Origin of the sequence: Fulvivirga sp. M361 (assembly GCF_007097395.1) — a bacterium.
Classification (GTDB): Bacteria; Bacteroidota; Bacteroidia; order Cytophagales; family Cyclobacteriaceae; genus Fulvivirga.
The window spans coordinates 210358-223607 of the sequence record NZ_VKDC01000018.1; the positions used below are offsets into that span (position 1 = coordinate 210358).

Here is a 13250-nt window from a genome sequence, read left to right on the forward strand (position 1 = left end):
ATCCAGTCAATTCAACAGGTCCCTGTCGATATTCTCGAAATACTTAAAACCACTGCCGGTATTGATCATCAAAATTTTTTCATCGGGATGAAGAAATTCAAGATCGACTAATTGTTTCGTTGCTTCCCACACAGCAGCTCCTTCAGGTGAAACGATGATACCCTCTTTTTGGGCAAATTCATGCATACCTTCCACCATTTGCTTATCAGACACGGTCAAAGCGGTGCCTTCAGACTCATTTAGCACACTCATAATCAAATCTTCACCGAATGCCTTTGGCACTGAAAGCCCATTGGCAATGGACATTTGAAATGAACGGGCTGACTTTTTTCCTTTAAAGAGATCAACCATCGGAGCACACAATTCCGACTGTACCACTATCATTTTAGGTAGATATCGGGAATTAACCCATCCCATCCGGACCATCTCGTTAAATGCCTTCCACATACCGATCAGTCCGGTACCTCCTCCTGTGGGGTAAATGATGGCATCAGGCAGTGACCAGCTCATTTGTTCCGTAATTTCATAGCCCATAGTCTTTTTTCCCTCAATCCGGTAAGGTTCCTTCAAAGTGGAGATGTTGAATGCCCCCGTTTCATCCTTGATTTCCTTTGCTTTTTTTCCACACGCATCAATCAGTCCGTCCACAAGAGTTAATTTAGCTCCGTGTAGTTCACATTCCATCTGAAATATTCGGGGTGTGCCATTAGGCATGACTACTATGGCTTCTATACCTGCTTTCGCACAATAGGCACTCAAAGCTCCCCCGGCATTGCCTGCCGTTGGGATCACACACTTTTTTATTCCCAATTCTTTGGCTTTCGAAACGGCCATACTCAGTCCTCTTGCCTTAAATGAACCCGTGGGGTTGAGCCCTTCATCTTTGAGCCAAAGATTAGTTAACCCATGACTTTTTCCCAGAATGTCCATTTGTGATAGGGGAGTCATGCCTTCTCCCAAGGATACCCGATTGGACTGATCCATAAGCGGCAGTACATTAGCATATCTCCACATGGAATGTTCGTCCTGATAAATGACTTTTGATGGTTCACAGAGCGGAAGATCGAATTCAACCAGAAAAGGTTTGATACAGTTTGGGCAAAAAGTATTTACCTGAGTGATATCATAATTTGACATGCAATGTGAGCAGACCAAAGTGGCCGAACAAATGTGATCCATGGCAGCGTGAGTATTTTTTTAAATAGCTCTGTAAAATTGATGGATTTTATATAACTAAAGAATTCGAAATAATTATAACCCATAACAAATAGTTATGATAAGATCCTGACAATATACTCCTCTGATTTTTAACATCATTACAAGTCAAATCAGATGTACGGTCTTTGAAAAGTTTCGTAGTCAGGAAGTGAGTATTCCTTCCCCTTCTTTATGGATTTGTTTGGCACCTATTAAACCTCTGGATGATATTGGTTTTAGGAATGCCTGTCTCAGCCAACTCTACTTAGCGAATAAAAAAAGAATGATCGTCGGACTATTTTTCACAGGTTCTTTGGTCTCTACGGACCGGCTAAGACAATCTGGAGTAAAGCCTTCTCTATTTAGCCGAATACTTTGGGTGACTTGCTCCTTTTGGCTTACCTAATCTGATTCATGAGGTAGATGTCATTTTTGCGTGCTTTACAAAATATCTGGGTAACCCGATCTTTTCCTCACCTGTCCTGCTCACAAATGAAAACGATCGGACTATTTTCAACCCCTCAATATCCACTTTTCTCAGCTCACCGGTTTCCAATTCCTTTTTAACTGAAAGTTCAGATAGAAAACCTATGGCTTCCGCCTGCACCAAATAATTTTTGAGTGCCTCAGTGCCTCCAAGTCTGGCGATGATCGTCAGGTCTTTCAGCTTCAGTCCTACTTCTTCTAACATTTTAGAAACTACCTCTTGCGTTCCTGAACCACGTTCTCTCAAGGCTAAAGGTATAGAAGGCAATTGAGAAACGGTTAACTTAGACAGTCCGTACGGACTGTGATCCGAGCAAATTGCGATGATACAATCTTGCATAAATTTCTCATAATGAAAAGAATGATCCCTGTGACTAGATTCCACACACGCGATATCTATATCATGATGGGCCAAAAGCTCAAGGATGTGTTCACTATTTCTATTCAGTAATTTTATCCGCGCACTAGGGAATTTCTTGTGAAAGGAGGCCAGTATTTTTGGCAGGACATACAGCGAAATGGTGGTACTTGCCCCGATACATATTTCTCCTTCTATTTCCAGTTCTTTCTTTCTTGAAAGGAAAATATCATTTACGGATTTTTCAATAAGTTTTGCTTCTTTTAACTTCTCAAACAAGTGTTCTCCGGAATTGGTCAAAGAAATGTTGTTCCGCTCTCTTTTAAACAAAGCCACACCTACTTCCTGTTCCAGCTGCCTTATATGCTTACTTACTGCAGGCTGGGAGATGAATAATTCATCAGCAGCCTTTGAAAAACTTCGCTTGGCAGCAACCGCATAAAACACATTATACCTGTAGGATATCATATATTCATACAAAGATCGTCAAATTCGATTGGAAATTATACCGGAAGAAAAACTTGAAAACCGAAACATCATACCCACCAACACGAGACTTTTGGCACCAAGATTTCTTCAATATACAGGTGAGTATGATTTTGAATTCATGAGATCTAAGATACTTTAAGAAGCGATTGATTCATTGTTACCCTATGTTGATGAACCTGAGAAATTTAGTTGACAATTGGTCAAATTAATACGGCAATATTCAAGGGTCAAATAATCAGCAAGCAAAGCGGGCAAGACACCAGACTGAGTCAAAAAATACCGTTTCATTCAGCCTTATCAAGCTTCAGGCCCAACAGGAGCAGTCCATGCAATGAAAGTATTTCGGACTATGGTTTTTATTAGTACATTTCAACCATGTCAAAGGCCGAGAAGTACCTTCCCTTTATTCTTGCAGCGTTTATCCCTGCAATGAATGCCATTACCAATTCTACGGATTCTCCCGGAGACCATTGGACGGTGTTAGTATTCAGATATTTGGAAGCCTCTTCTTTTCTTTTGATCATCTGGTATTGGAACCACTGGTTATTAAATTCAACAAACAAGGTGAAACGTCTGATTGCAATAGAAGTGTCTGTTATCATCGGCAATATGGCTTTTTTGATGATTATTAGAGTCTGCTAAAGGGTAATAAGGTTTAAGCATGCCATTGACCTGGTTATCCAAACAGACGATGAAAAATCAGATTACCTGATCCCCCTTCCATGAGTAACTTCAAACGGTGATAATGATCCTGGATCAGCAGGTATTTTTCCTTAAATTTTCTTAAATTAAATGACGTTTTCGGTTGATTGTGCATGACTTTTCCGAAGTCTTCCTGTGTACTTCAATTTGGTTATCCGGAATTTAGGTCTAAGTCACAAAACACAAAACAAACGTCATTATAAATGCTGACCTGTAACATCTTTAATGTTAACATGCGTCTCTATTTTTATGATATATGACATGCCCTCTCACTCTTTGTTTAACCCTTTTATCCCTTTAGCCCATGAAAGTCTATGACGAAAAACACATAAAGAACATTGTACTACTCGGCAGCCCAAAATCTGGTAAAACTACGTTAGCCGAAACAATGTTATTTGAAGCCGGATTGATCAATCGCAGAGGAACTGTGGAAAACAAAAATACGGTTTCCGATTATCATGAAATAGAGCATGAACGTGAAGGCTCGGTTTACGCCACTTTGTTACACACGGAGTGGCGTAATTATAAGATCAATATTATAGATACTCCTGGCCTGGACGATTTTGTGGGTGAGGTGGCCTCATCGGTAAGAGTAGCTGACACATGCGTTTTCCTGATCAATGCACAACACGGTGTTGAAGTAGGTACTGAGCTGATCTGGAATTATGTAGATCAGTTTAGAAAGCCTACCATTTTCGCGTTCAATCAACTCGACCATCCCAAATCCAATTTCGAGGCTTCGTTAGAATCAGTAAGAAATCAATTCGGAAACGCTGTTACCTTAATGCAATACCCGGTAAATGAAGGCGAAAAATTTAACGGTATCATCGACCTGTTAAAAATGAGGTACTACAAATTTTCACCGGAAGGAGGGAAACCTGAAAAATTGCCTATTCCGGAGAGTGAAGCAAATAAGGCCAATCAACTGCATAATGAGTTAGTAGAAAAGGCAGCCGAAAACGATGAAAATTTGATGGAATTGTATTTTGAAAAAGGCACCTTAAATGAAAATGAAATGCGTGAAGGACTGAAGATCGGCATGCGTAACCACGAGGTATTCCCTGTGTTCTGCATTTCAGCAAAAAACGACATGGGCAGCGGCCGTCTGATGGGTTTCATCGACAATGTGGCGCCTTCATCCGTAGATATTCAACCGGAAGTATTGGAAGATGGCAAGGAGCTGTCTCATAGTCCGGACGGCCCCGAGGTTCTTTTTGTGTACAAAACAGTGATAGAACCCAATTTGGGCAAAATGTCATTCTTTAAGGTAATATCGGGCCAGGTAACTACTGGAGATGAACTGATCAATCATCAAACCGGTCAGACGGAACGGATCAGTCAATTGTTCATCATGGATGGTGACAAGCGTAACCCGATCAATCGACTTGTAGTAGGAGATTTAGGAGTAGCGCTAAAACTTAAGTCAACTGAGACCAATCATACCCTTTGCAGTCAAAACTTCAACGTGGGTGTCCAACCCATTGAATTCCCGGGCCCCAAAATGTACATGGCAATTGTTGCCCAAAACAATTCTAATGATGATAAATTAGGAGAGGTTCTACACAAAATCCATCAGGAAGACCCAACGTTTACTTATGAATTTTCGCCTGAACTGAAACAGTTGATTGTATCGACACAGGGTGAATTGCATCTGACTGTTACCAAATGGGGCATTGAGAACATCCATAAGTTAAATGTAGACTTTGTCAAGCCAAAAATTCCTTATCGGGAAACGATACAAAAAATGGTGGATACGTCTTACAGACATAAAAAGCAATCCGGCGGTGCCGGCCAATTTGGAGAAGTCAACATGAGAGTTGAGCCTTATCATGAAGGTATGCCGGAACCTACCGGGGTAAACATTCGCAATAAGGAGGTGATTGATTTGGAGTGGGGAGGTAAGCTCGTGTTTTATAATTGCATAGTAGGTGGGGTAATCGATGCCCGGTTTTTACCTTCCATTCTCAAAGGTGTCATGGAGAAAATGGCAGAGGGGCCTCTCACCGGCTCCTATGTGAGGGATGTCAGGGTAATTGTCTATGATGGTAAAATGCATGCAGTGGACTCTAATGATATTGCCTTTAAGATCGCGGGTATGAAAGCCTTCAAGCAGGCCTTTATTAAAGCCAGCCCAAAAATTCTGGAGCCTGTAAGCCAGGTAGACATCTTAGTGCCCGAAGAGCTGTTGGGTGATGTAATGACCGATTTACAAACGCGAAGATCTACCATCACGGGAATCGAAGCTAAAGGCCAGTATCAGCTGGTTAAAGCCAAGACACCAACCGCCGAGTTAGACCGTTATACTACCTCGCTGCGATCATTGACACAAGGCAGGGCCAGTTTCAAGGAAAAATTTGCTGAATACGCGCCTGTACCTGCTCATATTCAGGAAGAGCTTATCAAAAACTATAATGGTTTTGAGAATTAACCAAGACTTTCTCCTCATCAGGGTCTCGTGTAAAGGGCCCTGATGGCTTTGACTGGTTGGCCTTTGCTTTTCGAAAAAAAAGAGAGTGGCAGCTACAGTTTATAGTCAGCCATACTCTCTTATCACATTGAATTATTGAAATCGGATATTCGAAAAAAGAAACGGATATAATGGTTTCGATGCACTAATTAACCTATTTCCAAATCTATGTTTTGCTTTACATGGCTATTTTAGTGCCATCAAACCGATCAAGGTTCATCACTTTAGTCCAGGCAGCTACGAAGTCGTTGATAAACTTCTCTTTAGCATCATCACTTGCATATACTTCAGCCAATGCTCTTAACTCGGAATTTGAACCAAAAATCAAGTCAGCACGTGTAGCGGTCCAAACTTTTTCGGTGGTACCCCTCCTAAACCCATTGAAAATGTATTTTTTATCATCATCCGCTTTCCACTCAAAATCCATGCTCAGCAGATTCCTGAAATACGTATTATTCAAAGTCCCTGGAGTATCGGTTAAAATTCCAAGATCTGATCCATCATAAGTAGCGCCTAATGCTCTCATTCCACCGACCAATACAGTCATCTCAGGTGCTGAAAGCTTAAGTAGCTGTGCTTTATCCACCAATAATTGCTCCGAAGTAAGTGTATATTCCTTTGTTTGGTAGTTTCTGAAACCGTCAGCCATCGGCTCTAACAATTCCATACTCTGAAGACTGGTTTGTTCCTGAGAAGCATCCATTCTGCCAGGAGTAAACGGCACGTTAATATCAAACCCTGCTTTTTTAGCCGCTTCTTCAATGGCAACATTTCCACCAAGAACAATTAGGTCTGCCATGGAGATCTTTTTGCCGTCTGTGTCAAAATCTGCTTTTACCTTTTCGTAGAATGCAATTACTTTCCTTAGCTGCTTAGGGTTATTTGATTCCCAATCCACCTGAGGCTCAAGCCGGATCCTGGCACCATTTGCACCTCCTTTTCTGTCAGAATCTCTGTAAGTAGAAGCTGCACCCCAGGCCGTAGTTACCAGCTCATTGGTGGTTAACCCTGAATTTTGGATTTTACCTTTTAAAGCAGCAATATTCTTCTGATCCGCTAATTCATGATCAACTGCTGGGATTGGATCTTGCCATATAAATTCTTCTTTTGGAATTTCTGGCCCCAGGTAAGTAGATCTTGGCCCCATATCACGATGAGTTAGTTTAAACCAGGCTTTCGCAAATGCCTTATCCAGCTCCTCCGGATTTTCATAGAACCTCCTCGAGATTTTTTCATAAGCCGGATCTTTAATTAATGAAAGGTCTGTCACCAGCATGGTTGGCTTATGCTTTTTAGTTGGATCAAATGCATCCGGGTATAGTTTTTTTGGATTTACCGCTTCAAATTGCCATGCACCCCCAGGACTTTTGACTAATTTCCATTCGTTTTCAAATAGTCCTTCGAAGAAACCGTGGCTCCACTTCGCAGGGGTCTCAGTCCAAATTACCTCTAAACCGGAAGTAATGGCATCCGGGCCTTTACCGGATTTAAAATCGCTGGACCAGCCCAGCCCCATAGATTCAATGTCTGCACCTTCCGGTGCCGCTCCCAAATGCTCTTCTCCGCTTGCCTGTCCGTGTGTTTTTCCTAAAGTATGACCGCCTGCTATCAGTGCCACCGTTTCTTCATCATTCATCCCCATTCTACCGAATGTTTTTCGGATATCATGAGCAGCCGCCACAGGATCAGGGTTCCCATTAGGGCCTTCAGGGTTCACATAGATCAATCCCATTTGTGCCGCCGCCAATGGTTTTTCAAGCTCTCTATCTTCATCAAACCGTTCATCACCCAACCAATCTTTTTCAGCGCCCCAATACACATTCGTCTGTGGTTCCCACGTATCCACACGTCCACCGGCAAAACCAAGCGTCTCAAAACCCATACTCTCTAATGCTACGTTCCCTGTGAGTATAAATAAGTCAGCCCAGGAAATTTTCTGCCCGTACTTTTGCTTTATGGGCCAAAGTAATCTTCTGGCTTTATCAAGATTCGCGTTATCAGGCCAGCTATTTTGCGGGGCAAACCTTTGTTTACCTTCTCTGGTTCCACCTCTACCGTCACCCGTGCGATACGTACCTGCACTATGCCACGCCATTCTAATAAATAAACCACCATAATGACCAAAGTCTGCAGGCCACCAATCCTGAGAATCTGTCATCAAAGCTTCCAGGTCTTTCTTCAATGCATGATAATCAAGGCTTTCAAACTCTTTTTGATAATTGAAATTTTCGTCGAGCGGATTAGATAGCATAGCGTTTTTACGCAAAACGGTTAGATCGAGCTGATTTGGCCACCAATCACGTACGGTATTTCCCTCACTTTTAATTACTTCCCCTGTAGACTTACCTAATTTATCAAATCCAAAGGGGCAACCTTCGCCAGCCTTCTTTTCCCCATTGTTTTCCCTGGAGTTAAAAGAAGGCAAAACCGTTAACACCGCTGCTGTAGTTACGGCTAGGATAATGGATACACTTAATAATTTTCTCTTCATCCGAATTTGTTTTTTGATGTAAATATTTAGACCCGGAGCTTATTAATCAAATTGATATTATACATATCATATTTATAAAACCAATATTTTTCCTCGTAAGGACCTCTGCTGTATGGGACCCTGCTTAGCCGTCGTGCGGACAGGTTTAGAAATGAAGACGACCAGCGCTTTACCGGGGCATCTTACTTTGATTATGATTTTATCAATAACGGCTTTTCACCTCAGGATTTCAGCGATAAGGTCATGGTCAACCTGACTACCCCAAAGTTTGGAGGTAACACGGTAGGAGTATTTTTCAATGCCGTGAGAAGGGGGCAGTTTTCAGTCAACATCGCAAGTACGGATCTCAACGGTTCCAAAGTTCGCTCAGGCACAGGATAGATAGTACCTGGAAGATAATATCGGCAGGTATGCACAGCCCAATGGAGGGCTGAAGCCATGGAGAACGGAAATGAACGTGCGGGTAACCCAGGAGATCCCTATAGTCAAGGAACACCGGCTGGTATTTAATGTGTACTTTTTCAATTTTCTCAACCTGCTTGATGAAGAATGGGGAGGGTTTGATAATATCATCAATGAAGACCTTTACAACATTGAAAGCTTCGATCCCAATACCCGGCAAATACAATACAGCGTACGTGATAACTTTGGCAAAGTAAGAAAAGAGGGGAATGGGTTTACGGTGATGATGGGGTTGAAGTATGAATTTTAGTAAATAATATTATCACTTATTTAATAGTATACCAGCAATAAAATTAGTGTAGAAATGCCTGAATATATTGCTGGTATACTATCAAAACCTACCTGACGTCCTTATTAAGATAAACATGAAGAAGCCATAAATTAAATAAATCAATCTCCTAATAAATTGAGCTGATCGATCAACTTCAGGAATTCGTCTCGTTTGTTTTTGCTCAATATGGCCGTCTGATCTTGTAATTTGATCATATTGCCGTCAATGCTGTCTATATGGTCGATATTGACAATGTGGGAGCGATGGATCCTGTAAAAATTAGCGGGAAGCAATTCCTCTAACTTACTCATGGACTGCAATGACATTATTTTGCGACCATCTACGGTGATAATCTGAACATAAGGCCCTTGACCTTGAATAACTACTATCTCATGAAATGCAACTTTAATAATCTTGTTATCGGCCTTGATGAAAAGTTTATCCGTATGTTGGGGGGAGGTAGAATCAGAGTGATATTCGACCCTGGCATCTTTCAAAGAGATGACTTTGGTGATGGCCTTGTAAAACCGGTCGAAATCGATAGGTTTTAATAAATAATCCACAACATCCAATTCATAACTCTGTACCGCATATTCGGAATATGCGGTGGTTAAGATAGTGGCAGGCCTGTTCGGTAAAATTTTCAGAAAATCAAGACCGGTAAGATCAGGCATTTGTATATCAAGAAACAAAACATCTATACGATCACTTTTAATATGGTTGAGTGCTTTTAGTGCAGAATTACAAGAGGCAACCAGTTCCAATTCGGGAACTTTACTGACATAATCCGAAAGAATTTTTCGGGCAATATGTTCATCATCGACAATAAGGCATTTCATTGTGTATTGTGTTTTAATTTTTATAGGCCACCTGGAATTCCCATAAATCTATTGATCCCTCCGCGGACATATCAAAGGACTCTCGATCTATGCTCATTTCATATTCATAGTATAATCTTTAGATCTAACTGATAAATATGGCCTTCCTCAGTTATCTCAATTTCGTGTTTTCCCGGATAATTAGCTTCCAGCAATTTCAATGAGTTTGTAAGTCCGATTCCCCTGCGATCCATTGGGTCCTCCTTCACTTCTTTCCTGATCGTATTTTCTGTTCGGAAGTTCACTTTGTTGTTTTCTGCCTCCAGGCTGATTTTGATCCAACCTTGGCGGTTGCTTTCCAAATCGGAGTGCTTAAAACAGTTTTCTATAAAATTGATCAGGATCATTGGTGCAATCATTTGGTGATGAGTGACCCCGGCATGGTAAAAATCTACGTTCAAGGCATCTTCATGTTTAAGAAGCTGTATGCTCAAATAGTGTTCTATCAGATCCTTTTCCTTAGTCAATCGCACTTTGGGCTGATCACAATCATACAATAAATAGCGCAGCAGCTTGGATAGTTTTGAGATCATTTCAGCGGCTCGTCCATCTCTTAAATAGGCAAGACCGTAAATGTTATTGAGTGTGTTAAAAAGGAAATGCGGGCTTATTTGACTTTTTAACAATTTCAATTCGGCCTCTGCTCTTTGCGCTTTATGCTCAATTTTTTGAACAGCATTGAGATAATAGACACGTGCTACCCGGATACTGGCCATAAAGATAATGCCCAGCAGAACCATCAATAGCCATATGGCTACCCGGACAGATTTGGGAGCATATTGGTCACGGATTTGTGATAATTTCAGTACTTCAGCCATTAGGGTATGAGCATAAATTCCGATGACAAAAAAAATGATATTGATCCCCATCAATAATCCGAGTCTTCGATTGATTTTTCCTTCCCCTGCTAAATATTCCGGAAAGAATTTATATCCAAAAAGCCAAATAATCAGGGAGCCAAAAAAGACATAGGTGACCAAATAGTAAACAGTATCTACCATACTTCTCTGATAACTTAATATCAGGGTAATGGCGATATGCATCCCAAACCAAAGGATGTAGGGGCCCACTTTGAGAAATTGTTCCGTCCTCGATAATGCTTTACTCATCATTACAATAATATACTCAGATTTTATTGAAACCTTATGAAATGAATGAAATGATGTTTTTGGTGTATGAATGATCCATTTCGATAATTAAAAGGCTTTGTTCATCACAATCGTCATTTGGTTTAGAGACGCTAATGGTTCGTAAATATTTTTTCGTGTTGGTGGATTACCGAAATAGTTTCGCATCGAAATCAAAATTATACAAGCATGAGAATTATCAATCATTTGTTCGCCATTACCTTATGGGTCCTATCCACCCATCTTTTCGCTCAAGATAAGCAAGATGAAATAATTGCAGTTTGGGATACTGGTGAAAGAAAAGTAGAAATCTATAAAGTGGATGAAAGATATATAGGAAACCCTATCAATTCGGAGGGAGAAAGAAATCAGGAAATCGAAGTTCTAAATCTTCAGTATAAAGAAGGAAAATGGGTGGGTAAAATATATTCCAAAAAAAGAGGCAGGCTTTTAAATGTAGCATGTCAGGTGGAAGGAGATAAACTTCTTCTGGAAGTAACCGCCCGATTTATATCCGCAGATCTTGAGTGGACCCGGACCAAATAATTGAACACTCCAGATAGCTAAATCATGAAGTTTGCGATAAGTTTTGTCTTGCTTGCGTGTTGGGCTCCTGTACAGGCACAACCCTTTAAAATTGGTGTGATCTCTGACTTTGAGCATTCGACTAATTTGGAGGCCATTGTATATGAAATGATACAAGAGACAAGCCGGACGACAGGCGCATCACGACAGATCAGTTTGGAAGCCACCTTCTTTGGAATTACCGATACTGAGTCCGCTCAAAGATCTTATGGCCAATTGGATGGTAAGGCTGATCTCGTCATCGCATTAGGAAGTATCACGGCTAAAGGTCTGTCATTGATGAGAGACCTCTCAACACCTGTTGTTGCTTTAGGAATTATCGACCCCAATTTGCAGGAAATTCCATATGTAAATGGAGCCTCCGGAAAGCAAAATTTCACGTACATCTGGCAGACACGGGACCTGGATAAGGAGCTGGAAGCTTTTAATAAGATCCATGATTTCAAGAAAGTGGTAGTTTTTGCCGATGAGAAAGCCGCATCAACTGTTAATAAGCAAAAAGTGCGGATCCTTATTGATTCGCTTTCGAAAAAATGGAATACCGAACTTTCCATCGTTCCGGTCGGCTCCGATATCAGGCAAGTGATCAATCAAATACCTGCATCAATCGATGCTGCCTATTTTACGGTTCTCCTTAGTCAAACCGAGTCCCAGGTCCAGTTACTGATCGATCAATTAAATGACCGGAAAGTTCCAACATTTTCCGGTAACGCCAGGCTACTTGACTATGGAGTGCTTGGATCTATGGCCAATGAAAACGATCTGCAACAGGTGATTCGAAAGCTCGCCATAATGATCGATGGAATTGCCTCAGGGTCGGAACTTTCATCTATGTCTGTTAGGCTGGACACTAAAGAAAACCTGTATATCAATATTACTACAGCACGTAAAATCGGGCTCCCTATTCCTTTTGAAGTACTTTTTACGGCTACTCTTATAGGTAATGATGAAGAAGCGCTTAAAACATACTCGTTCGAAGAGATTGCCGAAAAGTCTTTGACAGCAAACCTAAACATTCAAATCAGTTACCAGGATGTGGAATTGAGTAAGATTCGCATAAAATCCGTCAAGGCAAACTTATTTCCATCATTGGAGTCAGGGTTGACTGCTTCACAGATCAATGAAGAAAGGGCCAATGCTGCATTCAATACGCCGGAGAGGTCTTTAACGGCAGATCTTACTTTTAGCCAGTTGATCTATTCAGAACAGGCTGTAGCGACATTTAAGATTTCTCAGTATTTACAAAAAGCGCAGGAGTACAACACGGAAGCTGAGGTATTACGGGTGATGCTTGAGACCTATACGGCTTATTTAAATGTATTGTCGGCCAAGACAAACGTGCTGATACAGCGGGAAAACCTCTTAAACACTCAAAAAAACAAGGACCTGGCAAGTATCCGTGTAGACCTTGGTTCGTCTAATAATACTGATCTCTATCGATGGGAATCAGAATTAGCTTTTGCCAACCAGTCTCTGATTGATGCTCAAACAACACTTCTTGCCTCTAAACTTCAGTTGAACACACTGTTAGCGAATACTTTGGAGTCAGAATTTGACGTTGAGGACATATCCTTAGAGGACGATTTGTTTAAAGCTTTTAGCCAGGGTCCACTTGCTGAAGTTGTAAAAACGCCTCAACGTCTGAAGGTAGTTTCAGATTTTTTAGTGGCAGAAAGTCAACGCTATAACCCCAATAAGAAAGAGCTGGCGGAAAGCATACATGCGGTAGATCGTTAG

10 protein-coding genes are annotated in these 13250 nt (G+C 41.2%); 4 read left to right on the plus strand and 6 right to left on the minus strand.

Annotation, left to right across the window (positions count from 1 at the left end; genetic code table 11):
- Positions 1–6 precede the first annotated feature (6 nt).
- The 3 genes from FNH22_RS19155 to FNH22_RS19165 all read right to left on the minus strand — a co-directional run bounded on the left by FNH22_RS19155 (position 7) and on the right by FNH22_RS19165 (position 3132).
- A complete protein-coding gene (locus tag FNH22_RS19155) occupies positions 7–1179 on the minus strand; it encodes a threonine synthase (RefSeq protein ID WP_143400039.1) in 1173 nt (390 codons plus the stop codon).
- A gap of 430 nt (positions 1180–1609) precedes the next feature.
- Positions 1610–2509 carry a LysR substrate-binding domain-containing protein gene (locus FNH22_RS19160; RefSeq protein WP_143400040.1) on the minus strand — a complete coding sequence of 300 codons (900 nt, stop codon included), beginning with the start codon at positions 2507–2509 and terminating at the stop codon, positions 1610–1612.
- A gap of 380 nt (positions 2510–2889) precedes the next feature.
- Positions 2890–3132 carry a hypothetical protein gene (locus FNH22_RS19165; RefSeq protein WP_143400041.1) on the minus strand — a complete coding sequence of 81 codons (243 nt, stop codon included), beginning with the start codon at positions 3130–3132 and terminating at the stop codon, positions 2890–2892.
- Positions 3133–3536: 404 nt separating this feature from the next.
- On the opposite strand from FNH22_RS19165, the gene FNH22_RS19170 reads away from it, so the two are divergent.
- Positions 3537–5660, plus strand: coding sequence for a translation factor GTPase family protein (locus FNH22_RS19170; RefSeq protein ID WP_143400042.1), 2124 nt, complete (start codon positions 3537–3539; stop codon positions 5658–5660).
- 217 nt (positions 5661–5877) lie between these two features.
- Here the strand turns inward: FNH22_RS19170 and katG are convergent, their stop codons facing one another.
- The gene (katG, locus tag FNH22_RS19175; RefSeq protein ID WP_143400043.1) at positions 5878–8190 is read right to left on the minus strand and encodes a catalase/peroxidase HPI; all 2313 of its coding nucleotides are present in this window, start codon (positions 8188–8190) and stop codon (positions 5878–5880) included.
- 451 nt (positions 8191–8641) lie between these two features.
- Here katG and FNH22_RS19180 point away from each other — a divergent pair, with 451 nt between their 5' ends.
- The gene (locus FNH22_RS19180; RefSeq protein ID WP_143400044.1) at positions 8642–8902 is read left to right on the plus strand and encodes a hypothetical protein; all 261 of its coding nucleotides are present in this window, start codon (positions 8642–8644) and stop codon (positions 8900–8902) included.
- A 140-nt stretch (positions 8903–9042) separates the two neighbouring features.
- Here FNH22_RS19180 and FNH22_RS19185 read toward each other — a convergent pair whose 3' ends face one another.
- Positions 9043–9762 carry a LytTR family DNA-binding domain-containing protein gene (locus FNH22_RS19185; protein ID WP_143400045.1) on the minus strand — a complete coding sequence of 240 codons (720 nt, stop codon included), beginning with the start codon at positions 9760–9762 and terminating at the stop codon, positions 9043–9045.
- Between the two features lie 104 nt (positions 9763–9866).
- On the minus strand, positions 9867–10910 hold the full coding sequence (locus FNH22_RS19190) for a sensor histidine kinase (protein WP_185154306.1): 1044 nt from the start codon (positions 10908–10910) through the stop codon (positions 9867–9869).
- Positions 10911–11117: 207 nt separating this feature from the next.
- On the opposite strand from FNH22_RS19190, the gene FNH22_RS19195 reads away from it, so the two are divergent.
- Together FNH22_RS19195 and FNH22_RS19200 are read left to right on the plus strand one after the other, a co-directional pair.
- The gene (locus tag FNH22_RS19195) at positions 11118–11474 is read left to right on the plus strand and encodes a hypothetical protein (RefSeq protein ID WP_143400047.1); all 357 of its coding nucleotides are present in this window, start codon (positions 11118–11120) and stop codon (positions 11472–11474) included.
- 24 nt (positions 11475–11498) lie between these two features.
- The gene (locus FNH22_RS19200; RefSeq protein WP_143400048.1) at positions 11499–13250 is read left to right on the plus strand and encodes an ABC transporter substrate binding protein; all 1752 of its coding nucleotides are present in this window, start codon (positions 11499–11501) and stop codon (positions 13248–13250) included.

Bases quoted from the DNA above. Each gene is read 5' to 3' on its own strand.
- FNH22_RS19195 (WP_143400047.1), top strand. From the start codon at position 11,118: ATGAGAATTATCAATCATTTGTTCGCCATTACCTTATGGGTCCTATCC.
- FNH22_RS19165 (WP_143400041.1), bottom strand. From the start codon at position 3,132: ATGATAACAGACACTTCTATTGCAATCAGACGTTTCACCTTGTTTGTT.
- FNH22_RS19185 (WP_143400045.1), bottom strand. From the start codon at position 9,762: ATGAAATGCCTTATTGTCGATGATGAACATATTGCCCGAAAAATTCTT.
- FNH22_RS19200 (WP_143400048.1), top strand. From the start codon at position 11,499: ATGAAGTTTGCGATAAGTTTTGTCTTGCTTGCGTGTTGGGCTCCTGTA.
- FNH22_RS19180 (WP_143400044.1), top strand. From the start codon at position 8,642: ATGAACGTGCGGGTAACCCAGGAGATCCCTATAGTCAAGGAACACCGG.
- FNH22_RS19190 (WP_185154306.1), bottom strand. From the start codon at position 10,910: ATGAGTAAAGCATTATCGAGGACGGAACAATTTCTCAAAGTGGGCCCC.
- FNH22_RS19170 (WP_143400042.1), top strand. From the start codon at position 3,537: ATGAAAGTCTATGACGAAAAACACATAAAGAACATTGTACTACTCGGC.
- FNH22_RS19160 (WP_143400040.1), bottom strand. From the start codon at position 2,509: ATGATATCCTACAGGTATAATGTGTTTTATGCGGTTGCTGCCAAGCGA.
- katG (WP_143400043.1), bottom strand. From the start codon at position 8,190: ATGAAGAGAAAATTATTAAGTGTATCCATTATCCTAGCCGTAACTACA.
- FNH22_RS19155 (WP_143400039.1), bottom strand. From the start codon at position 1,179: ATGGATCACATTTGTTCGGCCACTTTGGTCTGCTCACATTGCATGTCA.